Source organism: Massilia sp. YIM B02769, from assembly GCF_030411995.1.
Lineage (GTDB): Bacteria > Pseudomonadota > Gammaproteobacteria > Burkholderiales > Burkholderiaceae_D > Telluria.
The window spans coordinates 1-23,719 of sequence record NZ_JASNRC010000001.1 but is presented as its reverse complement, the minus strand read 5'-3'; the positions used below and the strand labels follow the sequence as shown (position 1 = coordinate 23,719).

At 64.9% G+C, this 23,719-nt stretch carries 25 protein-coding genes and 1 rRNA gene; 13 read left to right on the top strand and 13 right to left on the bottom strand.

Features of this window, described 5'->3' with window-relative positions; all coding sequences use genetic code 11:
• The first annotated feature begins 227 nt into the window (after positions 1-227).
• The 7 genes from rpmH (at position 228) to QPK31_RS00100 (ending at position 5,499) form a co-directional block, all read left to right on the top strand.
• On the top strand, positions 228-362 hold the full coding sequence (gene rpmH, locus QPK31_RS00130) for a 50S ribosomal protein L34 (protein WP_040378179.1): 135 nt from the start codon (positions 228-230) through the stop codon (positions 360-362).
• A 28-nt stretch (positions 363-390) separates the two neighbouring features.
• Positions 391-810, top strand: a complete 420-nt coding sequence (rnpA, locus tag QPK31_RS00125; RefSeq protein ID WP_290420922.1) for a ribonuclease P protein component — start codon at positions 391-393, stop codon at positions 808-810.
• Entirely contained in the window at positions 807-1,067 is a 261-nt protein-coding gene (yidD, locus tag QPK31_RS00120; RefSeq protein WP_290420921.1) for a membrane protein insertion efficiency factor YidD, read from the top strand. The genes rnpA and yidD overlap by 4 nt, the downstream gene beginning before the upstream one ends.
• An 11-nt stretch (positions 1,068-1,078) precedes the next feature.
• Positions 1,079-2,749, top strand: a complete 1,671-nt coding sequence (yidC, locus tag QPK31_RS00115; protein WP_290420920.1) for a membrane protein insertase YidC — start codon at positions 1,079-1,081, stop codon at positions 2,747-2,749.
• Between the two features lie 68 nt (positions 2,750-2,817).
• Complete coding sequence (mnmE, locus tag QPK31_RS00110; RefSeq protein ID WP_290420919.1) at positions 2,818-4,197, top strand: tRNA uridine-5-carboxymethylaminomethyl(34) synthesis GTPase MnmE; 1,380 nt, start codon at positions 2,818-2,820, stop codon at positions 4,195-4,197.
• Between the two features lie 186 nt (positions 4,198-4,383).
• Positions 4,384-4,953, top strand: coding sequence for a DUF1439 domain-containing protein (locus QPK31_RS00105; protein WP_290420918.1), 570 nt, complete (start codon positions 4,384-4,386; stop codon positions 4,951-4,953).
• Positions 4,954-5,331: 378 nt separating this feature from the next.
• On the top strand, positions 5,332-5,499 hold the full coding sequence (locus QPK31_RS00100; protein ID WP_290420917.1) for a hypothetical protein: 168 nt from the start codon (positions 5,332-5,334) through the stop codon (positions 5,497-5,499).
• 75 nt (positions 5,500-5,574) lie between these two features.
• On the opposite strand, the gene QPK31_RS00095 is transcribed toward QPK31_RS00100, so the two are convergent.
• A complete protein-coding gene (locus tag QPK31_RS00095) occupies positions 5,575-6,237 on the bottom strand; it encodes an Hpt domain-containing protein (RefSeq protein ID WP_290420916.1) in 663 nt (220 codons plus the stop codon).
• Positions 6,238-6,242: 5 nt separating this feature from the next.
• Positions 6,243-7,259 carry a CAP domain-containing protein gene (locus QPK31_RS00090; RefSeq protein WP_290420915.1) on the bottom strand — a complete coding sequence of 339 codons (1,017 nt, stop codon included), beginning with the start codon at positions 7,257-7,259 and terminating at the stop codon, positions 6,243-6,245.
• Positions 7,260-7,406: 147 nt separating this feature from the next.
• Between QPK31_RS00090 and pssA the strand changes: the two genes are divergently transcribed.
• Positions 7,407-8,204: a CDP-diacylglycerol--serine O-phosphatidyltransferase gene (pssA, locus tag QPK31_RS00085; RefSeq protein WP_290420914.1), complete on the top strand. Its 798-nt coding sequence runs from the start codon at positions 7,407-7,409 to the stop codon at positions 8,202-8,204.
• Here the strand turns inward: pssA and QPK31_RS00080 are convergent.
• The 11 genes from QPK31_RS00080 to QPK31_RS00030 form a co-directional block, all read right to left on the bottom strand.
• Positions 8,201-8,509, bottom strand: a complete 309-nt coding sequence (locus QPK31_RS00080; RefSeq protein ID WP_290420913.1) for a metal-sensitive transcriptional regulator — start codon at positions 8,507-8,509, stop codon at positions 8,201-8,203. The two genes, pssA and QPK31_RS00080, sit on opposite strands and share 4 nt — an antisense overlap.
• A gap of 4 nt (positions 8,510-8,513) precedes the next feature.
• Complete coding sequence (locus QPK31_RS00075) at positions 8,514-9,428, bottom strand: aldo/keto reductase family oxidoreductase (RefSeq protein WP_290420912.1); 915 nt, start codon at positions 9,426-9,428, stop codon at positions 8,514-8,516.
• A gap of 277 nt (positions 9,429-9,705) precedes the next feature.
• Positions 9,706-10,851 carry a D-alanyl-D-alanine carboxypeptidase family protein gene (locus tag QPK31_RS00070; protein ID WP_290420911.1) on the bottom strand — a complete coding sequence of 382 codons (1,146 nt, stop codon included), beginning with the start codon at positions 10,849-10,851 and terminating at the stop codon, positions 9,706-9,708.
• A 152-nt stretch (positions 10,852-11,003) separates the two neighbouring features.
• Positions 11,004-11,645 (bottom strand): alpha/beta hydrolase, encoded by a 642-nt coding sequence (locus QPK31_RS00065; protein ID WP_290420910.1) that lies wholly within the window; start codon positions 11,643-11,645, stop codon positions 11,004-11,006.
• Between the two features lie 13 nt (positions 11,646-11,658).
• Positions 11,659-11,985: a ferredoxin gene (locus tag QPK31_RS00060; protein ID WP_290420909.1), complete on the bottom strand. Its 327-nt coding sequence runs from the start codon at positions 11,983-11,985 to the stop codon at positions 11,659-11,661.
• A gap of 258 nt (positions 11,986-12,243) precedes the next feature.
• The gene (locus QPK31_RS00055) at positions 12,244-13,404 is read right to left on the bottom strand and encodes a VanZ family protein (RefSeq protein WP_290420908.1); all 1,161 of its coding nucleotides are present in this window, start codon (positions 13,402-13,404) and stop codon (positions 12,244-12,246) included.
• On the bottom strand, positions 13,401-14,021 hold the full coding sequence (locus tag QPK31_RS00050) for an ABC-type transport auxiliary lipoprotein family protein (protein WP_290420907.1): 621 nt from the start codon (positions 14,019-14,021) through the stop codon (positions 13,401-13,403). The genes QPK31_RS00055 and QPK31_RS00050 overlap by 4 nt, the downstream gene beginning before the upstream one ends.
• Positions 14,022-14,035: 14 nt before the next feature.
• Positions 14,036-14,983, bottom strand: coding sequence for an MlaD family protein (locus QPK31_RS00045; RefSeq protein WP_290420906.1), 948 nt, complete (start codon positions 14,981-14,983; stop codon positions 14,036-14,038).
• A gap of 1 nt (position 14,984) precedes the next feature.
• Positions 14,985-15,845, bottom strand: coding sequence for an ABC transporter ATP-binding protein (locus tag QPK31_RS00040; protein ID WP_290420905.1), 861 nt, complete (start codon positions 15,843-15,845; stop codon positions 14,985-14,987).
• Complete coding sequence (locus QPK31_RS00035) at positions 15,845-16,978, bottom strand: ABC transporter permease (RefSeq protein ID WP_290420904.1); 1,134 nt, start codon at positions 16,976-16,978, stop codon at positions 15,845-15,847. The genes QPK31_RS00040 and QPK31_RS00035 overlap by 1 nt, the downstream gene beginning before the upstream one ends.
• Before the next feature lie 56 nt (positions 16,979-17,034).
• Positions 17,035-18,522, bottom strand: coding sequence for a B12-binding domain-containing radical SAM protein (locus tag QPK31_RS00030; protein ID WP_290420903.1), 1,488 nt, complete (start codon positions 18,520-18,522; stop codon positions 17,035-17,037).
• Between the two features lie 145 nt (positions 18,523-18,667).
• On the opposite strand from QPK31_RS00030, the gene rrf reads away from it, so the two are divergent.
• From rrf to QPK31_RS00005, 5 genes are all read left to right on the top strand, one after another.
• Positions 18,668-18,780 (top strand): 5S ribosomal RNA (gene rrf, locus QPK31_RS00025).
• Positions 18,781-19,062: 282 nt separating this feature from the next.
• A complete protein-coding gene (locus QPK31_RS00020) occupies positions 19,063-19,377 on the top strand; it encodes a YbjQ family protein (protein ID WP_290420902.1) in 315 nt (104 codons plus the stop codon).
• Position 19,378: 1 nt separating this feature from the next.
• A complete protein-coding gene (locus tag QPK31_RS00015; RefSeq protein ID WP_290420901.1) occupies positions 19,379-19,852 on the top strand; it encodes a YbjQ family protein in 474 nt (157 codons plus the stop codon).
• Positions 19,849-20,670, top strand: a complete 822-nt coding sequence (locus QPK31_RS00010) for a M48 family metallopeptidase (RefSeq protein ID WP_290420900.1) — start codon at positions 19,849-19,851, stop codon at positions 20,668-20,670. The genes QPK31_RS00015 and QPK31_RS00010 overlap by 4 nt, the downstream gene beginning before the upstream one ends.
• 195 nt (positions 20,671-20,865) lie before the next feature.
• Complete coding sequence (locus tag QPK31_RS00005; RefSeq protein ID WP_290420899.1) at positions 20,866-23,286, top strand: penicillin acylase family protein; 2,421 nt, start codon at positions 20,866-20,868, stop codon at positions 23,284-23,286.
• Positions 23,287-23,719: the final 433 nt, after the last annotated feature.

The window sequence follows — 23,719 nt, the reverse complement described above, 5'->3', positions numbered from 1 at the left end:
TACACGGTCAAAAACAACAGGCTCCTTGACAGCGGGTTGTCAAGTAGGGTCTAATTCAGGGTTCCCTGTCCGGCCGCCTGCTCAGCCTTCGTTTGATGGTCGAGAAATGCACGGACTAGCTGTGGCGTGACGCTGGCTGAACGAAGCGAACTGTCATTGGCGCCGATTCCTGACGAACAGACGTCAGACCCGATTTTGCATACTATTTTGCTTTAAGCGAGACCACCATGAAACGTACTTACCAACCTTCCGTCGTTCGTCGCAAGCGCACGCACGGCTTCCGCGCACGTATGGCTACCCGTGGTGGCCGTCAGGTTCTGAACGCACGCCGCGCCAAGGGCCGCAAGCGTCTGGCTGTCTAAGCCAGCCGCACCAGCTGACCGCGGTCACATGACAGGCGAAGGTTCGCACGACTTCGCGCGCGCTCGGCGCATTCTGAAAACGGATGAATTTTCATCCGTTTTTCGTTTGCGGCCCACGCAAAAATCCGCGCATTTCGTGCTCTATACCCGGCCCAGCCCGCTGCCGCATGCGCGGCTGGGCATCGTTGCGGCCAAGCGCTTCGCGCCGCGCGCGGTGACCCGGAACACCATCAAGCGCATCACGCGCGAGCTGTTCCGCACCAGCCGGATCCAGTCGGTCGACTGCATCGTGCGCCTGGCGCGTCCGGTGAATACCAAGCAAGGCCCCGCCACCAACAGTGCCCTGAAGCGCCTGCTGCACGCGGAACTGTCGCGCCTGCTCGCTTCCCAGCGTCCGAGAAAGTCGGCACCGGTGCCTCCGGCAGCGGCTGCTCCATCTTCCTCATGAAAACCCTGCTCATCTGGATCGTGCGTGCCTACCGGCTCGTGCTGTCCCCGATGCTCGGGCAGAACTGCCGTTTCTATCCTTCCTGTTCCGGTTATGCCATCGAGGCGCTCCAGACCCATGGTGCGCTGCGCGGCAGCTGGCTGACGGTGCGCCGCCTCGGCCGCTGCCATCCCTGGAACGCGGGCGGACTGGATCCCGTACCGCCCAAGCGGCACAAGCATTCCTCATCAGCCGCTTGCGGTTGCAACCACTCCTGACGAATACCTCAATGGAAATCAACAAACGTACCATTCTGTGGATTGTCTTCGCCGTCTCGCTAGTCGTTCTGTGGAACAACTGGATGGTGTCGAACGGTAAGCAGTCGATGTTCTCGCCTACGCCGCCGGCCAAGGTCGCGCAGGCGCCTGCGAATACCAATGCGGGCGGCACCGCCGGCGTGCCGGGCGCCCCGGCCCAGGCAGGCGCCCCTGCCGTTCCCGGCCAGCCGGCTGCTCCAGCCCCGGTGCGCGCCGAGCGCATCACCATCACCACCGACGTGGTCAAGGCCGAGGTCGACACCCAGGGCGGCGTGATCCGCCGTCTCGAGCTGCTGCAGTACCCGGACCACTTCGACAAGACCAAGAACCAGGTCCTGTTCGACGTCGCCGGCAACAACACCTACCTGGGCCAGACCGGCCTGATCGGTGCAACCCCGGCCGGCGTGCTGCCGAACCACAACACGGTGTTCACCGCCCGTCCAGGCGTGCGCACGGTCGACGCCAACGGCCAGGTGCAACTCGTGCTCGAAGCCGAGCAGGGCGGCGTGAAGCTGACCAAGACCTTCACCTTCAAGCGCGGCGACTACGTGATCGACGTGCGCCACGACGTGACCAACCTGACGGCCGCGCCGGTCCAGCCTGCGCTCTACCTGCAGCTCCAGCACGACGGCAACAAGCCGCCTGGCGACTCGTGGTTCACCCCGAGCTTCACCGGCCCGACCCTGTGGACCCCGGAAGAGAAGTACCAGAAGCTGACCTTCGAGAAGATCGAGAAGAACAGCGCCGAGCACCCGAACAAGTCGAACGGCGGCTGGGTGGCGATTTCGCAGCACTTCTTCGTGTCGGCCTTCATCCCGGCCGATAACACCGCGCGCGAGATCTACACCAAGAAGCTGGCGACCAACATGTATGCCATCGGCACCACCCAGTCGCTGGGCACCGTGGCGCCGGGCGCCACCGTCTCGAACACCGCGCGCCTGTACTCGGGCCCGCAGGAAGAGAAGAAGCTGGAAACCATCACCCCGGGCCTGGAGCTGGTGAAGGACTACGGCATGTTCGCGATCATCGCCAAGCCGCTGTTCTGGATCATGGACCACATCCACCAGCTGCTCGGCAACTGGGGCTGGACCATCATCGCCTTTACCATCCTGATCAAGCTGGCCTTCTTCCCGCTGTCGGCCGCCGGCTACCGCAGCATGGCCAAGATGCGCGTGGTCACGCCGAAGATGCAGGCGATCCGCGAACGCTACAAAGCCGACCCGGTCAAGATGCAGCAGGCCACGATGGAGCTGTACAAGTCCGAGAAGATCAACCCGCTGGGCGGCTGCCTGCCGATCCTGATCCAGATGCCGGTCTTCCTGGCGCTGTACTACGTGCTGCAGGCCTCGGTCGAGATGCGCGGCGCGCCGTGGGTGGGCTGGATTACCGACCTGACCCAGCCGGATCCGTTCTTCATCCTGCCGGTGCTGTACGCGATCTCGATGTTCATCACCGCCAAGCTGAACCCGCAGCCGGCCGATCCGATGCAGGCAAAGATGATGCTGTTCATGCCGCTGGCGTTCTCGGTCATGTTCGTGTTCTTCCCGTCGGGCCTGGTCCTGTACTGGGTGGTCAACAACCTGGTGTCGATTGCGCAGCAGTGGGTCATCACCAAGAAGCTGGCCCCGGCCACCATGAAGTAATCGTCTGACGCGTTTCAGCAAAAGCCCGTGGAATTCCACGGGCTTTTTTTATCATCTACAATTTCCCCATGAAGCTTGATACCTCCCCCATCGCCGCCATCGCCACCGCACCGGGACGCGGCGGCATCGGCGTGGTCCGCGCCTCGGGCAAGTCGCTCGGGCCGCTGATCGAATCGCTGTTCCCCGGCACCACGCTCTCTCCGCGCAACGCCACCTATATTCCCTTCAAGTCCGCCGACGGTACCGTGCTCGACCAGGGCCTGGCCCTGTACTTCAAGGCGCCGCATTCCTACACCGGCGAAGACGTGCTGGAACTCCAGGGCCACGGCGGCCCGGTGGTCTTGCAGATGCTGCTGGCGCGCGTGCTGGAAGCGGGCGCCGAGCACGGCCTGCGCCTGGCCGAGCCGGGCGAATTCACGCGCCGCGCCTACCTCAACGACAAGCTCGACCTGGCCCAGGCCGAAGCCGTGGCCGACCTGATCGACGCCTCGACCGAAGCGGCGGCCAAGTCCGCCTCGCAGTCGCTGTCGGGCGCCTTTTCGCAAGTCGTGCACCGGCTGGTCGAGCAGACCATCAACCTGCGCATGCTGGTCGAGGCCACGTTGGACTTCCCGGAAGAGGAAATCGACTTCCTGGAAAAATCGAATGCGCGCGGACAGCTTGCCGGCATCGTCGAGTCGCTGGAACACGTGTTCCGCCAGGCCGCGCAGGGTGCGCTGCTGCGCGAAGGCTTGAACGTGGTGCTGGTGGGGCAGCCGAACGTCGGCAAGTCCTCGCTGCTGAATGCGCTGGCTGGGGCCGAGGTGGCGATCGTCACGCCGATCGCCGGCACCACCCGCGACAAGGTCAGCGAGACCATCCAGATCGAGGGCATTCCGCTGAATATCATCGATACCGCGGGCATTCGCGCGATCGACGAGGGCATCGACGTGGTCGAGCGCATCGGCATCGAGCGCACCTGGGGCGAAGTCGGCAAGGCCGACGTGATCCTGCACCTGCTCGACGCCAACCTGGGGCCGAGCGTGGCCGACGAAGCGATTGTCGCCGCCTTCCCGGAGGGTGTGCCGGTGCTGCGCATCTGGAACAAGATCGACCTGTCCGGACACCGCGCGGCGGTGGAAGGGGCGGCGGATGCGACCCACATCTATCTGTCGGCGAACGAGAAGACCGGGATCGACCTGCTGCGCGCGGAATTGCTGCGCATCGCCGGCTGGCAGCAGACCGGTGAATCGCTGTACCTGGCGCGCGAGCGGCATCTGATCGCCCTGCGCGCGGCGCGTACCCACCTGGACATGGCCGGGCAGCATGCGGCGCAGGATGACCAGTCGCTGGATCTGTTTGCCGAGGAATTGCGGCTGGCGCAGGATCAGTTGTCGAGCATTACCGGGGAATTCACGCCGGATGATTTGCTTGGGGTGATTTTCAGCCGGTTCTGTATCGGTAAATAATCGTACAGGTGATGGGGCGTAGGGTGGGCTCTTGAGCCCACCGTTCTCACCAGTTGATTAGAAGCGCCGTTACCGCCAAGCCCCCACCGTTGAATGTACCAATGACGGGGCATGCGCCAGACGCGCATCAAATTTCAAACGCCGTACCGGTGGGTTCAAGAACCCACCCTACAACAAGGAACTACTATGACCATCACCCGCCGCAGACTGCTGACCACCATTACTGCCGTCTCCGGTGCCGCCTTGCTCGCTTCCTGCGCCAGCATCCTCGGCCCGCGCGAAGTCGACCTGCCGCTCCCGAAACTCCAGGCCAGCCTCGACCGCCGCTTCCCGATGGACAACCGTCTGCTGGAACTGTTCGACGTGCGCCTGACCCGCCCGCAACTGGCCGTGCACGAAGGCGACCGCGTCTCGCTGACGGTCGACGCCAGCGTCGCCCAATCCTTCCTGCGCCATCCGCTGGCCGGCAGCCTGGCCTTTTCCGGCCGCCTCTACATCGATCAGACGCGCAGCGGGGTCTACATGGCCGAGCCGCGCATCGAGCGCTTCGAGATCAAGGGCCTGGACGCTTCGGTACAACGCCAGCTGGCGCGCGCCGCGAATGGCGTGATGGACAAGGTCGTCCTCGACATCCCGGTCTACACCTTCCGCAGCGAAGACCTGCGCTACGCCGGCGTGCAATACATCCCGACCCGCATCGCCACCAGGCCGGGCGGCCTGCGCGTTTCGCTCGAACCGGCACAGGCACAACGTTAAACCCGCATTCTCGACCGTTACAAAATTTTCTGTAGGACAGAGGCGCGCACGATTGAAACACAGATGAATTTGTTGTCAACACTGCTAAGATTTCCGCTGTTGAAAACGCTGGCGCAGTCCTCCTTTGCGCAGTTCAACGAGGTGTTGTTCTGTTGCCGCAACAACGAAAGACAGTCACCGATGGCATTGCAGATGCGCCAGGATCGGCGCAAACTGGGTTGCAGAACGGCTGTGACAGCGTAACGGCGCACACTTCCAGGTTGCGTTTTCTCATACCTGGAATGTTCCGCTGAAGTAATCTTGCTCTACGGATTGACGTGCTGCTGGTTGGGGGTGATCTTGGAAACGATACAAGAAAGTGTGCCGGTCGAGGGTGTCATGACTGAACCGATGGCGGCCGTTGCCGCGCAAGCCAGGCCAACGCGCCTGAGTTTGCCGCCCAAGGGTTCGTGCTGGTATTGCGAAAAGCCGCTCGACAGCGTGCGCCGTTTCTGCGGCAAGATGTGTACCGACGCCTTCGACGAAGAAGCCGAATACACGCGCTGAGCGCTTCGGCAACCTGCCGCCTTGCACGGCAGCCTGCCTGAAGCGTTCCTGCTGCGAGGCTGGCAGCCCGCGCCGTCAGCCGTTCACGCCGGCCCGCCCCGGGCCATCGAGCAGCGCCAGCGCGCGCTCGAAATCGAATTCCGCCACCGCGCCGCTGAGCCGGCCGTAATCCCTTTCCCCCAACTGGGCGATGAGTTCGTCCTGCGATTGCTCGACCAGGTCGACCGCCTCGCCGTCGCCGATGTCGAGCAGGGCGCGCAGGCGGCCGAGCAGGTCGCTGGGGCGCACCAGGCGCGGCGTCGCCACCTGGGCGTCGGCCAGGCCGGCCATGCCGTCGAGCTCGCGCAGCACGTGCGCCAGTTCGGCATCCAGGCGCACGAACAGGAGTTCGACCTGCGCCGCGTCGATGGCGGTGGCGCCGGCCGGGGCGCTGGCCGGGCGCAGCGCGGTTTCGAGCGCCAGCGCGGCCGCGTGCAGGGACCTGGCCTCGATCATCCCGGCCGCTCCCTTGAGCGTGTGCACCAGGCGCCCGGCCAGCAGCGGGTTGCCGGTCTCGAGCGCGGTGCCGATGGCGGCGCAGGCGCTGCGGTAATCGTGGCGGAAGCGCGCCAGCGCGCGCAGGTAGACCGGACGGTTGCCCATCAGGCGCTCGACCCCGGCCTCGACGTCCACCAGCGGCGCGGGCGCCGTGCCCGCTGCCGCCGGTGTCGTCTTCTCGGCCGTGGGCGGCTTGTCCATCCCGTTCAGCGGGTGGTGAACGACCAGCTGCGGCTGACCGCCGCGCCGTCGGCCGTGCCCGTGAAGGTGACGTCGTAGGTGGTGCGCGCCGCCAGCGGCGACAGCGGCACGATCGCGGCCGAGGAGCGGCCGGTGTGGGTGTCGTTGGCGTTGCTCAGCAGGCGGGTGGCCAGGTCGGCGCCCCCGCGCGGGCGCACCGTGAAGCTCTGCACCGTCACCGGCACGTTGATGTTGGCGTGCACGCTGATCGGGTAGCCGACTTCGTTGCGGTCCGGGACCGGGTCGGGCGATTCGGTGTCGCTGAAGAAGTTGCGCGGCACGGACGTCTGGGCGTCGAACGGCCAGACCGCGACCTGGCCGCGCGCCAGCCCGGCGCCGTAGCCGTTGTTGGCGGTGAAGTTGGCCGTGAAATAGCTGCGCCCGCTGGTGGAGGTGGCGGCGCCGGTGCCGATTTCCTTGAACACCGGCTCGAAGATCACGAAGCGGTGGTAGATCGCGGTGATCAGTTCCTCGGCCATGTACTGGCCGGTGCCGCTCGAAGTGGCCGAGATCACCTCGCCATAGGCACGCGCGGCGCTGGTGTTGAATACGTAGCCGGCGGCCGTCAGGCGGTCGCCCACGCTCACGCCGGTAAAGCCCTGGCGGCCCGCGACCTGGTCGTGGGTGATGGTGTTGTTGAGGCGCTGGTAGTCGGAATGGCCCTGGGCCGCGGCATCGATGACCGTGTTCTGGCTGAGCGTGGACAGGCCGACCTGGGCGCGCCGGAAGTTCAGCCATGCGCGGCCGTCGACGGCGATGTTGCCGGTCACCGCGGGCGCGCCCGGTGTCGCCGGCGTATCCGTGACGGGCGGGCTCGGGGTGAGCGGATCCGGAATGACGGGCTGGTTCGGGTCGGGCTGGTTGCCGGTCGGCGGTGTCACCGGGGCCGGGTTGTCGTTGCCGCCGCCGCCGCCACAGGCAGCCAGGGCCAGGGCGGTGACGCATCCCGCCAGTATTGTCCTCGCGCGAAGCATGTCGCTCATCCGTCACTCCTGAAATCGATCTAATCCGTGGGTGCCCATTTTAGGGCAAATCGAAAATGCATGACCGCCGGGGCGTGCGCGACCGTGCGCGACCGTGCCCGGGCGGCCACGGTAGAATACGGACATCATTTCTCCAGCGGACACCAATTGAACCAGCCCCGACCCAAGCGCCTGGCGCGCGCCAAGTTTGCCCTGCCGAGTTTTGTCACCCTGCTGTCGATCGCCTGCGGCTTCGGCAGCATCGTGATCTCGGTCGACAACGCCCAGGTTGGCGCACCGGGCGACTTCCGGCTGGCCGCGATCCTGCTGGTGCTGGCCGGCGTGTTCGACGCCCTCGACGGCTTCGTGGCCCGCGCCACCAACACCCAGTCCAGCTTCGGCGTCCAGCTCGATTCGATTGCCGACGTCATGAACTTCGGCTGCGCACCGGGTTTGCTGCTGTACTGCTACGGCTTCGCCCAGCTGGGCGCGGCACATCCCACCATCGTACGCATGGGCGGGCTGGCCTGCTTCATCTTCGTTGCCTGCGGCGCCTTGCGCCTGGCGCGTTTCAACGTCTCGGTTGGCAAGACCGACCCGCGCTACTTCGTCGGCATGCCGATCACGGCCGGTGCGGCCTGCGTGGCGGCGGTGGTGGTGGCCTGGCCCGATCCGGTGGTGAACATGGCCCAGGCATTTGCCGTGATGGCCTTGATGGTGGCCGTCGGCACCTTGATGGTCTCGACCGTACGCTTTCCTAGCAGCAAGCAAAAGTTGACCAAAGGAATTTACATCGCCTTGGCGGCCGCGGTGCTGCTCCTGATCATATTGCAGACGCGCTTCTTCGTGCTCTTCTTCCTGGTCTACATCTGCGCCACCCTGCTGCTGAACATCGCCTGGCAGGGCGGCTGGCGGGGCATTGCGCCGCCGAAGGTGTATGACGAAGAAGAAGGCGCCGCCTCTTAAACGAACTTGTCGAGCAGGGCGGCCAGCCGCGCCGCCGTGCTACGGGCTTCATCGAGGTCGCCTGCCTGTTCGCTGCCGGTGACCACGGTCGCCATCAACAACTGGACGAAGGAACGGTCGAGCGCCTTGCGCGCCGCCGCCATCTGCTGGGCCACCGCGTCGCAATCCGACGGGTCGGCGGCCATGGCGATCAGCTTCTGCACGCCGCGCAACTGCCCCTCGATGCGCGCCAGGCGGTTCAGCAGGTCCTTCTTCTGCTGCGCCGTCAGCGCGCTGCCCTCGACGATCTTGAGCTGGTCCGGCATCGTCTTACGCCACCTCGTGCCCGCGCGCGGCGCGCAGGATGGCGAACCAGTCGCTGCGGTCGAGCGCGAAGCCGGTCGCGGCCACGGCCGCTTGAATCGATTCGATACGCCCGCTGCCGGTGAGCGGCAGCGGCCGGCTCGGCAGCGCCATGATCCAGGCAAACACCACGCTGGCAAACGACTGGCCGAGGCGGTCGGCGATGTCCTGGATGGTGGCGCGCAGCTTGACGATGTGCGGTTCGGCCGAAGTGAACAGGCGCCCGCCGCCCAGCGGCGACCAGATCATCGGCGCCACGCCCAGGTCTTGCAGGCCGTCGAAGGTTTCGTCGAACAGCGGCGCCACGTGCAGCGGCGAGAACTCGACCTGGTTGGTGGCCAGCGGCACGCGCCGGTTCAGGGACTCGAACTGGTGGCGGGTGAAATTCGATACGCCCACGTGGCGGACCTTGCCGTCCTGCTGCAGGCGGCTGAAGGCTTCGGCGACTTCGTCGAAGTGCATCAGCGGGTCGGGGCGGTGGATCAGCAGCAGGTCGAGGCGGTCGGTGCCGAGCTGGCGCAGCGATTCCTCGGCCGAGGCGACGATGTGCTCGAAGCTGGTGTCGTAATGCTGGATGGTATGCGCCGGGCGCTTGCCGGACAAGAGCTTGATGCCGCACTTGCTGACGATCTCGATGCGCTCGCGCAGGCCGGGCTGGGCGCGCAGGGCTTCGCCGAACAGGCCCTCGACGCCGTAGTCGCCGTAGATGTCGGCGTGGTCGAAGGTGGTCACGCCGAGGGCGATGCATTCCTCGATGAAGGCGACGCGCGACGCGACCGGCATGTTCCATTCGCCCAGGCGCCACATGCCGGCGATGATGCGCGACAGGTCAAGACCGCCCTGGCGGGTGGCGATGCGAGGGCAGAGGGCGGGCTGGGTCATGGGGGACTTTCTTGCTTGAACGGTAACAGTCAATTATAGCCGTGGCCGGCCAGATTAGCCGGTGGGTTTCGTAGGGTGGACCGGGCCGCGCAGGCACCTGTGTCCACGCTGTCTCACCGATCGATATACGGCCCCATATGATCTCGTGGCAAACACTGATCCACCGCCGTACCGCGTGGACACAGGTGTCCACCCTACAAAACCATCAAGCCGCAGGCCAAACAAAATGCCCGCGAGGCACAGGCCGGGCGGGCATTGTTCGAAGCGCGTTACACGCTTACTTCATCCACAAGCGCATCGAATCCCACGCGCGGCCGAAGATGCTGGCTTCCGGCACTTCTTCCAGCGCCACCACCGGCAGCACCAGCAGCGGCTTGTTGTCGACCATCATCTTCAAGGTACCGACGCGGGCGCCGCGCGCCAGCGGGGCCACCAGCGGGTCCTTGCGCTCCAGCACAGGTTTCAGTTTGCCGGCCACGCCCTTCGGCACCGTCACCAGCACGTCGTTGGTGAACCCCAGCTTCACGTTGGCCTGCGAACCTTTCCACACTTCCGGGGTCGCCACGGCCTGGCCCTTCGAATACAGCTTGACCGTGTCGAAGTTCTGGAAGCCCCAGTTCAGCAGCTTCTGGCTTTCCTGGGTACGCACGCCATCCGAGCTGGCGCCCGACAGCACCGAGATCAGGCGGCGCTCGCCGCTGTTGCCGTTCGGGCGGCGCGCCGAGGCGATCATGCTGTAGCCCGAGGATTCGGTGTGGCCGGTCTTCATGCCGTCAACGGTCGGGTCCAGCCACAGCAGGCGGTTGCGGTTCTGCTGGGTGATCTTGTTGTAGGTGAATTGCTTGACCGAGTCGATCTTGTAGAACTCGGGGAAGTCGCGGATCACGTGGGTCGCCAGGGTGGCCAGGTCTTGCGCGGTCGAGTAGTTGTCCGGGCTCGGCAGGCCGTGCGGGTTGGCGAATTTGGTGTTCTTCAGGCCCATGCGTTGGGCTTCGCGGTTCATCAGGGTGACGAACGTACCTTCGTCGCCGGCCACGGCTTCGGCCAGGGCGACGGCGGCGTCGTTACCCGACTGCACCATCAGGCCGTGCAGCAGGTCGCTCACGCTGACCGGGGTCGCCGGGTCGATGAACATCTTCGAGCTGCTCGAATCGACTTTCCAGGCGCGGGTCGAGACGTTGACCATGGTGTTCAGGGCCAGCTTCTTGTCGCGGATGGCCTCGAAGGTCACGTAGGCCGTCATGATCTTGGTCAGCGATGCCGGTTCGATGCGCAGGCCCGGGTCCTGGGCCGCGATGACCTGGCCGCTGGTGGCGTCGAGCAGCAGCCACGATTTCGCTGCAATCTGGGGCGCTGGAACGGTTTGCGCGTTGGCCGATACCACCAGCAGGCTGGCGGCGAGTGCCGCAATCAGTTTTTTCATGGGAGCGTAAGTCTGTTCAGTGGGTGGGTGAAGCGCAGACAATGCCCGTACAGACATTGCCTGGGGAAAAAGAAGAGACCCATTATAGGCCAGTGCTGGGGCCAACTCTACAGTCTTCAAGCCGAAAATCTTAACCCAGCCTTAACCCGGTTTCAAATGTCGCGGCGCCACATCTGGGTGACGATGTTCTTGATCGGATTCAGGCGGCGGTGGAAGAAGTGGTCGGCGCCCGGGATCACCACCACCGGGATCTCCAGCGGACGTGCCCAGTCGAACACCATTTGCAGGGTAATGGTGTCGTCCTGCTCGCCGTGGATCAGGATGGTGTCTTCCGGCACCGCCGGCATCGGCCACTTGCCGGCCGCGGTGCCGACCAGCACCATGCGCTCGATCGCCTTGTCCCCCTCGTTGCCCTCGGCGGCCAGGCGCGCATGCAGCTGGGCCTGGACAAAGGTGCCGAACGAGAAACCGGACAAGGCCACCGGCAGGCCCGGATACTGTTCGCGCATGTGGTTCAGCATGACCTGCATGTCGTCGACCTCGCCGTGGCCACGGTCGTGCTCGCCTTCGGATTCGCCGACGCCGCGGAAGTTGAAGCGGGCCGTGGCATAGCCGAGCGAAACGAAGGTGCGCGCCAGCGTTTGCGTGACCTTGTTTTCCATGGTGCCGCCGTACAGCGGATGCGGGTGGGCCACCAGCGCGATGCCGCGCGGCGCATCCTCGGGCAGGTCGAGCAGGCACTCCATCTTGCCCGCCAGGCCGGTCAGGTAAAACTTCTTCGAAAACTTGTTCATCTTGCTAAGGGATTCAGATCTTTAGGCGCTCGACGACCTGGCCGCCGAGGATGTGGGTGTCGATGATGTCGTCGATGTCGCTGGTGTCGACATAGGTGTACCAGGTGCCTTGCGGGTAGACCACCAGCACCGGGCCTTCTTCGCAGCGCTCCAGGCAGCCGGCCTGGTTGATGCGGACCTTGCCCGGCTGGTTCAGGCCGAGCTGCTTGATGCGCTTTTTCGCGTGCTTTTGCGCGACCTCGGCGCCGGCCTTGCCGCAGCTCTGGCGGCAATTCTCGCCTTCGCGCACGTTCATGCAGAAAAAGACGTGGTGTTCGTAGAAGGGTTTTTCGTCGTTCATATCGTGTCCAATGCAGAGGCCATGCGCCATGATACGCGCTCTTTATGCTGCAGCGTTTCCGCTTTGTAGGGTGGGCACTCCGTGCCCATGCGGTGACGTGCACGTCCTTTCCCCTCCAGCGGCGAAACATCGCTCGCTAACCTTGAACGGAGCCGCTGGCCGCCGCATGCGTTTCGAGCGGCGCTTTACCGTTATCGGCCTTCGGATACGTGCGTACCGCGTGGGCACGGAGTGCCCACCCTACGAGGATGCGCCGTTCTAATGCCGGTTTAACTTATGCGAGGGCAGCAGCAGGAACCAGAGCGCAAAGAATGGCCAGGTAATCGACAGGAACTGGGCCGCCCCGTTGAAGTTCAGGAATTTTCCCTGCACCCAGCCCTGCAGCGTGGAAGTGAAATAGGGATTGGCCGGGATCGTGTTCACCACGATCAGGCTCAGCACCAGGGTCACCACCGCCAGGCGGCGCTGGGCGATCTGCGGCGCGAATGCCAGGCCGGCCAGCATGATCAGGCCGATCAGGAAGCCGCCCTCGGCGCCCGGCGTCACCCAGACAAAGGCGTTATCCGGCCGGAACAGCAGCGAACTGGCCAGGGTCTTCAGCACCAGGGCCGCGAACAGCATCAGCATCACCAGGGTGTAGCGCGGCGCGCCGCGGCGCAGCAGGCACAGCAGGGTGAGGGCCGCCCCGGTCATGCCGCAGGCGGTGATGATGGTTTCCGACAGCCAGTACTGTTCCACGCCCATGGCCGGGCCGGGGCGCAGCATGGCGACCAGGTCGATGTCTTCCTCGAACCAGTCGGACAGCCAGCCCGACACCATCGGCAGCACCTGGCCGTGGCCGAACAAGAAGCTTTGCGGGTAGATCTGGGCCAGCGGCCACAGGGCCAGCAGCACCAGGCCCTGGCTGGCGTGCGGGGCGAACCAGCGCCGCCGCAGGCGGTTCAGGCTGCCCTCGTCGAGCAGGCCGCGCGCCAGGAAAGGCCCGATGCAGGCGCCGATGAAGCAGCCGACGCTGTTGGTCAGCAGATCGAGGTTCGAGGGCACGCGGCTGGGCAGGAAGTTCTGCACCGCCTCCATGCCGCCGGACACCAGGATGCCGATAACGGCGGCCAGCAGCGTGGCCCAGATGCCGCGCAGGAAGGGGTACATGGCCAGCACCAGCAGCACGCCGAAGGGCACGTAGCCGACGATGTTGACCATCACGTCGAAGCCGGTCCAGTAGCGCTGCTTGACCAGGTTCAGGAAGGAAAACACCGGCAGGCCGTTGTTGCGCCAGCCGGTGAAGGGATACCAGCTGGCGTAGACGATCAGCAGGAAGTAGGCGAGCAGGGCCGCGCGCGCCACGGGCGAGCCACGGCGCGGCGCGGCTTCGGGCAGCTCGGGGCTGGAAGCCGGGTCTGTTACTGCCTTGCTGGTCATTTTGCCCGCGTATCGATTCCGGCCAGCCAGGCGGCGATGTCGGCGGCGGCGGCGTCGGTGCTGGCGGCCAGGGCGCGCACGCCGCCGGCGGCATCCGCGCTCGGGGCCGGCGCGGTGCGGCTGATGGTCTTCTGGTCGAGCAGGGTGTGGCCGCGGAACACCGAGGCGCGCAGCACGACCTGGCCTTCGCTCTGGGCGGCGCTGGCAAAGGCGTGGGTGAAGTCGTCGATCTCGATGCGCAGGATCGGCACGTTGTTCATGGTGTCGGTTGCCGACAAGACCTTGACGCCGGACTGGGCCAGGCGCGCCTTGATGCGCTGGGTGACCAGGATCAGCGGGTTCGCGCTCCAGCGGCTGTTGGCATAGGTGCGCGCCTGCAGCGGGTCGGCATAGTTCAGGCGGTACAGCATGCGCTCGTTTTCGAGGGCGGGCGAGCCGGTGGCGTCCATCACGACCACGGCGGCCAGCGGCGCCTGGGGCATCTGGGCAACCGGTGCGCCGAGCGGACCGAAGTCGAACTGGTCGTTGCTGGCCCTGGATTTACTCGATGAGGCGCAGCCGGCCAGGGCAAGGGTCGTGGCAAGGGCGGCGGCGCCGAGGATGCGGGGCGAAATCATGGTCTGGATGGTCCTCATTTGGTCGGAGCGACGAAGCCCGGTTCGCCGGGGCCGGGTGGGGCGTCGGGCGCGCCGAACAGGATGCTTTGCGGGCGGTCCGAGAGCGAATCGGCGGTGCGGCGCACCGAGCGCAGGGCGGTGCGCGCCTCGTCGGTCATGCGGACCACGTGCGGCAGGGTTTCCGCTTCCAGGTCGGCGGTCACGCCGGTCAGCGAATCGATGGCGCCGTTCAGGCGGTTCAGCGGACCGTCCGGCGCCTGCAGGCCGGTGGCCAGGCGGTCGAAATTGTCGGCGGTGGCCTTGGCGCTGTCGGAAAAGGCGCCGAAGGAATCGGCGCTGCGGTCGATCTTGTCGGCCAGGGCCGGCAGGCGGTCGATGGTCGGGCCGAGTTTCTGCGGGATCTCGCCATAGGCGGCGGCCGCCTTGCTGATGTTGTCGAACGCGCCGATGATGGTCTTCTGGTTCTCTTCGCTCATCAGGTTGTTGATGCGCGCCGTGATTTCCTCGGTGCGGTCGAGGATGGCCAGGCCGCGCTTTTCCAGCTGGTCCAGCAGGCCCGGGCGGAGCGGAATGCGGCCCACGTGATCGGTGTCGGTCTTCAGCAGCGGCGAACCGGTGCGCTCGTCGTCGAGCTGGATGAAGGCGATACCGGTCACGCCCTGGTAGCCGAGCGAAGCGAAGGTGGTGGTGGTGATCGGCGAGCCTTCTTCCACCGACAGCCTGATGAGGATCTGGCCGGTGACCTTCGGGTCGAAGATGATCTCGTCGACGCGCCCGACTTCCAGGCCGCGGTAGCGCACCGTCGCCTGCGGGTTCAGGCCCGGGATCGACTGGGTGGTGACGATCTCATAAGGTGAGAGTTCGGTCTTGTCGCGGTTCAGCCACAGGCCCACCAGCACGGTGGCCACCAAGAGGGCAATCGTGAACACGCCTGTCATCAGGGCATACGATCGGTTTTCCATGTCACTCCTTCGCTTCGTCTTCGGCGGCTTCGTCGCGTTCGTCGAGCACTTCGAGTGCACGGCGCCCGCGCGAGCCGAGGAAGAAATGTTTGATGAACGGATGGTCGACCCGCAGCACGTCGCGCGACGGACCGACCGCCAGCACGTGCTTCTCGGCCAGGACCGCGATGCGCGAGGAAAGCGCAAACAGCGTGTCGAGGTCGTGGGTCACCATCACCACGGTGAGTTTCAGTTCGCGGTGCAGGGCCTGGATCAGGGCCACGAAGGCATCCGACAGGTCCGGGTCGAGACCGGCGGTCGGCTCGTCCAGGAACAGCAGGCGCGGCTCCAGCGCCAGGGCGCGCGCCAGTGCGGCGCGCTTGATCATCCCGCCCGACAGATCCGACGGCATCTTGTTGGCGTGCTCGGCGCCGAGGCCGACCATGTCCATCTTCAGCAGCACGGCGTCGCGGATCACGTCCTCGGGCAGGGCGCGCAGCTCGCGCATCGGCTGGGCGATGTTGTCGAACACCGTCAGGGCCGAATAGAGCGCACCTTGCTGGAACAGCATGCCCCAGTGGTTGCGCATGCGCTGCAGCTGTTCCGGACCGGCCTCGCTGATGTCTTCGCCGAACACGCGCACGCAGCCGCGCGTCGGCCGTTCCAGGCCCAGCATCTGGCGCAGCAGCACGGTCTTGCCGGTGCCCGAGCCGCCGACGATCGACAGGATCTCGCCCGAATAGATTTCCAGGTTCAGGTCCTGGTGCACCACGGTCTTGCCGAACTTGGTCCACAGATTGCGGATGTCGACCACCGGCGGGCCGACGTCTTCTTCCGGCTTGCGGTTCAGGCGCTGCTGGCGCGGCTGGTTTTGGTCGGCCATCAGAAGCCCACTCCGCTGAAGATGATGGCGAACACGGCGTCGGCCAGGATGACGACGGTGATCGAGGTGACCACGGACGTGGTGGTGCCGCGTCCCAGGCTTTCGGTGTTCGGCTTGATGCGCAGGCCGAAGTGGCAAGAGACGAGGGCGATCAGCATGCCGAAGGTCATCCCTTTCAGCAGGCCGATCGTGTAGTTCGCCATCGGCACCGCGTCCGGCAGCTTTTGCAGGAAGTAGCGGAACGACAGGCCGAGTTCCAGCTTGGCCGAGGCGGCGCCGCCGAGCAGGGCCATGGCGTCGGTCCAGACCACCAGCAGCGGCATGGCGATGCCGAGTGCGATCACCTTCGGCATGATCAGGCGGTAGCCATGCGAGATGCCCATCACCAGCATGGCGTCGAGTTCCTCGTTCACCCGCATCACGCCCAGCTGGGCCGTGATCGAGGAGCCGGAACGGCCGGCCACCAGGATCGCCGCCAGCAGCGGGCCGAGTTCGCGGATCACGGCCATGCCGAGGATGTCGACCAGGTAGATGTCGCCGCCGAACTGGCGCAGCTGCTGCGCCGACAGGTAGGACAGCACCACCCCGATCAGGAAGCCGACCAGGGCCGTGATGCCCAGGGCCTGGAAGCCGGAGTGGTAGATGTTGGCCGAGATTTCGCGCCAGGGCCCGGTGTTCGGACGGCGCACGAAGCGCCACAGGTCTTGCACCAGGCGGCCGATCAGTTCGATGAAGCCGTGCAGGTGCTCGAAGAAGGTAAGTAAACCCTGGCCCAGCACGATGATCCAGTTCAGCGCGCTGACGCGCTGGCGCGGCATGTTGATTTCGTTGGCTTTTTCGATCCGCGCGAACAGTTCTTCCTGGCGCGGGTCGAGCCGCAAGCTGGCGGGGCGCTTCTTGCCCCAGGCATTCCAGAACATCTGGGCGCCGATGTGGTCGATGCTCTCGACTTCGGTCAGGTCCCATTCGAGCTGGCCGCCCTTCCTCAGGGCTGCCAGGCTGCGGTTGATTCCCTTCAGCTTGCCGCTGGCGGTGAGGGCGTGCACCTGCCAGACGCCGCTCGCCATGACAGATTGCCCCGCGCCGGAGGCGGATTTCTGGATAGTTAATATTGGCGCATTATCAATCTGCATTGTTGCAGTGTAAAAGGAATCGGCCAATTTTGCTCATTCGCGCTCCTGTAGAGTGTTCAGGCTGCCAGGTGGCGGACTTGCCTTGCCGGGGCGGCGACCTGTTGCGGCGCGGTTTTTGCCTTGGCGTCGACATTGCCGGCGTAGTCGCTGGCCAGCAGGGCTGCCGCCTGTTCGCGCGCCATGCCGCTTTCCACCAGCCACTCGCCCACCAGCCTGGCCAGCTTGTCGAGGGCGATGCGGTGGGTGGCGTCGGTGCGGGCGTAGATCCAGTCCGAGAAGGCCATGAAGTTGACGAAAGGCTGGTCGCCGAGCAAGGCTTTGACCGTGTGCGCGAAGCGGCCCGAGTTCGCCACCAGGTCCCAGTAACGGGCAAAGCGCACCAGGCGCTGCATGGTGGTGAAGTCCACCGTGCTGGTGGCCAGCACCGTGTAGGGCGGGTAGGGGTCGTAGACCATGGCGAACGGCTCGGTATGGCGGATGATCGGCGTGCCGCGCAGGCGTTTCAATATGCCGAACTGGATCTCGTGCGCGCCCAGGCCCACCAATTGGTCGAAGCCGCGCGCGAAGCTGGCCATGTCTTCGCCGGGCAGGCCGGCGATCAAGTCGACGTGCAGGTGGGCCTGCGACTGCTCGCACAGCCAGCGGATGTTGTCGGCGGCCTTCTCGTTGTTCTGGCGCCGGCTGACCAGGGCCTGCACTTCCGGGTTGAAGCTCTGGATGCCGATCTCGAACTGCAGGGCGCCGGCCGGGAACTTGGCGATGGTTTCCTTCAGCGCTTCCGGCAGGTGGTCGGGCACCAGCTCGAAGTGGGCATACACTGGGTCGTCGGGGTTGGCTTCCAGCTTGTCGAGGAAGAACTGCATGATGCGCAGGCTGGTCTTCACGTTCAGGTTGAAGGTGCGGTCGACGAACTTGAACAGGCGCGCGCCTCTAGCGTGCAGGTCTTCCATCTGCGCCAGGAAATCATCCAGCGGGAAGGGCCAGGCCGTTTTGTCGAGCGAGGACAGGCAGAATTCGCACTTGAAGGGGCAGCCGCGCGAAGCTTCCACGTAGATCGTGCGGTGGGCGATGTCCTCGGCACTATATAAAGAGTAGGGCAGGGCGATGTCGGCCATCGGCGGCTGCACGCCGGCGTGCACCTTCATCAGTGGCTTGGGGCCGTGCAGGATCTCGCCGCACAGTTTCGGGAAGGTGACGTCGCCCCAGCCGGTAACGACGTAGTCGGCCAGCCTGCAGATTTCCTGCTCGTTCGTCTCGAACGAGACTTCCGGGCCGCCCAGCACGACGGTCACCTCGGGCGCCACACGTTTCAGCATGGCGACGATCCTGGTGGTCTCTTCCACGTTCCAGATGTAGACCCCGAAGCCGACAATCCGTGGCTTGCGCGCCAGCAGGCGTTCGACCACCTCGGTGGTCTTGGCGCCGATCACGAATTCCATCAGCGCGGTCTGTTCCTGCAGCGGCCCCATGTTCGCCAGCAGATAGCGCAGGCCCAGGGAAGCGTGGGCGTAGCGGGCGTTCAGGGTGGCGAGCAGGATGGTCATGGCGCGGTGCGGTCTGGAGAAACCGGCATTTTACGCGCTGGCGCTTCCTGCGGCACTAGCGTTTTCAGATATTGCCTGTTAGAATGCGCCCCGGAATTCAGGAAGCCTGTTGCCCAGTTGTGGAACAGTTTTCCAGCAAGTTATGCCTGATGACCATAGCAAGTCGGTCCCACCCCTTCCCATCCCGAACAGGACCGTGAAACGACTTTGCGCCGATGATAGTGCTGCAACCAGTGTGAAAGTAGGTTATCGTCAGGCTAGTTATATGTAGTAAATGCGAAAACCCCGCCAAGTGAGCTTGGCGGGGTTTTTTGCTTTTGTGCTCGTTACCGGCACTTTTGGCCGTGGACAGGTGAAATCGTAGGGTGGGCGCTCCGTGCCCACGCGTGACATGTGCATGGTGTTGACACTAAACTCGGCCAACAATGTTCATAGCTCACGCGTGGGCACGGGGCGCCCACCCTACATGCTTTCCGCATTGAAATTATCAAACGATCATGCATAGAATGCATGCTCTGCGATTTTTCATGAAAGTAAATCATGTACCTCAGCAATATCGAAACCATCCCCGGCAAAACCATTACCGCCAGCCACGGCGTCGTCTCGGGCAGCACCGTGCGCGCCAAGCACGTCGGCCGCGACATCATGGCTGGCCTGAAGAACATCGTCGGCGGCGAACTGCGCGGCTATACCGAACTGCTGAACGAATCGCGCGACCAGGCCATCGAACGCATGAAGGCGCAAGCCCAGCAGATGGGCGCGAATGCCATCGTCAATGTGCGCTTCTCGACCTCGTCGGTGGCGGTCGGCGCGGCCGAGATCTACGTCTACGGTACCGCGGTCACGGTCGCCTGACATGGAAGCCTTTGCTCCCTTCTTCCCGCTGCTGATCTGGGTGGTGCCCATCGTGCTCGGCTTCTTCTTCGGGCAACTCAACGAAAAACGCCACTACCGCTCGATCCACGAACGCGAACAAGCCTGGCTGCACCTGCCGGCCACGGCCAGCCGTTATCCCTTGCTGCCAGGCCAGGTGGCGCGTAGCGAGCTGGTCGGCGGCAGCGTCGTCGTCTCGATCGATTACTTCAAGCGTGCCGCCGCCGGCCTGCGCAGCATCATCGGCGGCCCGGTCAAGTCGTATGAAAGCCTGCTCGACCGCGCCAAGCGCGAAGCCGTGCTGCGCCTGAAGGAAAGCTGCCCCGGCGCGCACGAGATCGTCAACCTGCGCCTGGAGACGGCCTCGCTGTCGAAGAACGCGCGGGGCGGCATCGGCGCCGTCGAAGTGTTCGCCTTTGCCACGGCGATCTATATGGTGGAACCAAGCGCAGCATGAAGTACCAGCCGTCCTTGCCCAGCCGCAACGACAATGTCAGCGACGAGCATCCGCTCAAGGACTTCGTGTCGATCCTGGTCAAGCTGGCGGCGCTGGCGCTGCTGGCCTTCTTCGTGCTGGGCCTGCTGGTCGACGCCGTGGTCGACCGCATGGACGCGTCCACCGAGGCTTCGCTGACGCGCCTGCTCGCCGACAAGGCGCCCGCGATCGTTGCGCCGGGGCAGGGCGATGTGCGCGAAGCCCGGCTGCAGGCCCTGGTCGACAGCCTGCGCAGCTGCGCCCGCTTCACCGGCCCGGCCACGGTCAGGCTGGTCGAATCGAAGACGCCGAATGCGGTCGTGGTCCCGGGCGGCAACATCTACGTGTTCTCGGCCCTGCTCGAGCACGTGCAATCGGAAAATGGCCTGGCCTTCGTGCTGGCCCACGAGATGGCCCACCTGTCGCACCGCGACCACCTGCGCGCACTCGGGCGCGGCATCGTGCTGTATGGCCTGGCCGCCTTGCTCAGCGGCGATACCTCGGCCCTGGCCAGCGTGCTGGCGCCGGTCAAGCAATTGGGCGATGCCGATTACTCGCGCACGCGCGAAGCGGCGGCCGACGCCAGGGCCTTGCAGGTGCTGGCCTGCCGCTACGGCCACGCCGGCGGCGCCACCGAATTCTTCGAAGCGCTGGACAAAGGCGAGGACAAGGCCATCCCGGGTTCGCATTATTTCGATTCGCACCCGGCCATGCGTGCCCGCATCGCCGCGTTGCAGGCTGCGATCGCCCGGCAGGGCATGCAGACCCGCGCCGCGGTCCCGCTCGTTGCTCCAAAGTAAGAAAGTCGGCGTGCTCCGCATAAAAGCGACATCTGCGGAAACACGGCAGGGATAGCGCGTCCATTGGCTTGACGAGTTTGTAAGGGGCATGCCAGCATTCAAGCTGGTTCTTCGCATCAATCTGGGGCAGGCCCGCCCCAAGACAGTTCACTTTCACCACCCGGTCAAGCGGCCGTCGCCGCAGAAAGCGTCCATATGAAGCGTAGCAACAGTGCGGTCACCCAGCCGTGCCGACTCTTCCTTGCAGCATCCCTTGCCCTGAGCCTGGGCGCCTGCCACCACCACGATGACGATGACGAACCGGCGCCGCCCCCGCCGCCGGTAACCGCCTCGCGCATCACCGTCGAACTGGCCCGCACCACCCACGGCGTGCCGCACGTGCAGGCCCAGGATTTCCGCAGCCTCGGCTATGGGCTGGCGTATGCGTATGCCCAGGACAATGTCTGCATGTTCGCCGACTCGCTGCTGACGGTACGCGGCGAGCGCTCGGCCTTCTTTGGCGGCGAAGCGCGCGCGCCGAAACGCACCGCCGACGAGTACGGCGCCGCCAGCGGCTTCATGGACCTGAAGAACGAGGACAGCGACTTCTTCTTCAAGGGCTACCTCGACATCGAACAATTGCGCGCCAACTATGCCGCCGGCGCCCAGGAACCGCGCGACATTCTCGAAGGCTATGTTGAAGGCTATAACCGCTACCTGAAGGATTACGCCGGCAAGCTGCCCGCACCCTGCGCGAGCGCCAAATGGGTGCGCCCGATCACGCTCGACGACATGTACTTAGTGATCGCGGAAAAGGCGCTGCACGCTTCCGGCCAGGCATTCTCGAAAGAATTCGTCGCCGCAGGACGCACGCCCAGCGCCCCGGTCAGCCTGGCCAAACGGGCGGCGCGCAAGCTCGACCCTGCCTTCCTGCTGGCGCGGCTAGAGCAATTGAACACGCAGGGCTTCGGCAGCAATGCGCTGGCGGTCGGCAAGGATCTGTCCGCCAGCGGCCGTGGTCTCCTGCTTGGCAACCCGCACTATCCCTGGACCACCACCGACCGCTTCTACCAGGCCCACCTGACGGTGCCGAACCGCTACGACGCCATGGGTGTGATCATCGGCGGCGTGCCGGCCATCGTCATTGGTTTTAATAAAGACATTGCCTGGAGCCATACGGTGACCACGGCGATGCACTTCACTACCTTCCGCCTGGCGCTCGATGCCGGCGACGCCACCGGCACGACCTATATGGTCGATGGCGAGCGCCAGAAGATGACATCGAAGACGGTGACGGTCGACCTGCTGCAGGCCGACGGCGCCATCCAGAAGCGCAGCAAGACCTTCTACTTCGCGAAGCAGGGCGCCGTGATCGTCAAGCCGGAGGCAGGCCTGACCTGGACGTCGAGCGCCGCCTATGTACTGGCCGATCCGAACCGCAACAACACGCGCATGCTCGAACAATGGCTGGGTATCGGCACCGCCACCAGCGTGCAGACGCTGAAAGCCGCGCTCGATAAAACGGTGGGCCTGCCCTGGGTGAACACCGTGGCCGCCGACCGCGACGGCAACGCCCTGTACGCGGACGCCAGCGTGGTGCCGCACATGAACGCCGACAAGTTCGCCAACGGTTGCCTGCTGCTGCAGGCGGCGCTGCTGTTCGACGGCTCGCGCAGCAGCTGCGGCTGGGGCCAGGACGCCGGCGCGCCGCCGGGCATCTACTCGCCGGCCACGGCTCCCTGGCTGCTCCGCACCGATTACGTCGGCAATTCGAACGACAGCTATTGGCTGAGCAATCCAAAGGCCCTGCTCACCGGCCCGGCGCCGCTAGGCTTCTCGCCGCTGTACGGCCGCGTGGGTGTCGAGCAGAGCCTGCGCACCCGCATCGGCTTCCTGCAGTTCGAGGACATGGTCGCCCAGCGCGGCAAGCTCAAGCTCACCGATATCCAGGAGCTGGCCTTTGCCAACCGACTGTACGCGGCCGAGCTGGTGCTGCCCGAGCTGCTGCCGGCCTGTGCCGGCAATGCCGACGCCGTGCTGGTCCAGGCCTGCACCGTGCTGGGCGCCTGGGACCGCCGCGTGAACGTCGACAGCCGCGGCGCCGTCCTGTTCCGCGAGTTCTGGAATACGGCTGCCGGCATTCCGAACAAGTGGGCGGTACCGTTCAACCCGGCCGACCCGATCCACACGCCAGGCGGCGTCGCACCAGCTGCCGTGCCTGCCATGCTGAGCGCGCTGAAGAATGCCGCACTTAAATTACAGGGCCTCGGCATTCCCCTGGATGGCCGCCTCGGCGACTATCAGGTGGAACCGCGCAATGGGGTCCGCATCCCGCTGCACGGCGGCATCGGCAATCTCGACGGCTCGTATAACTCGCTGACCATGCGCAACCCGCTCGGCGCAGGCGGCTACGAGGGCGTGCACTGGGGCCAAAGCTACATCCAGACCGTCACCTTCGACGACGCCGGCCCGGTAGCGCAAGCCATGCTGACCTATGGCCAGTCCACCGATCCCAAGTCGCCCTGGTATGCCGACCAGGTACAGGTCTTCTCGCGCAAGGAATGGCCGGTGCTGCCGTTCACCGCAGCGAAGATCAAGGCCGACCCCAACTACACCACGGTCACACTAAAAGAGTAAGACCCGATGACGCTCCGTAGGGTGGGTTCTCGAACCCACCTTGCCTTGGCTTTGGTAAGGTGGACATTCGTAGTGCTGGCATCTAGCCAGCCCTAATGTCCACGCCGTCTCACCGCATGCACATCCGTACCCCCTCTTGAACATAGTCACGCAAAGCCCTTGCGAACCCCTACGCACCTTTGCTATGATTCGCCTCCGCTTCAGCGCTGTATGAAAACGTCAACGAAATCAAGTAGTTGATCTAACAACAGCGAACTCAGGAAACTGAGCTGAAGCAACGAAGGGGTTGACGAAGATCGCGAAACACTGCATAATCTCACTTCTCTGCTGCTGACAAACAAAACGATTTGTCGAAAATGCAGCAAGCAACACCGAATAAGTTCTTTAACAATTAACAGTCGATAAGTGTGGGCGTTTGATGAAGGTGCCAGCT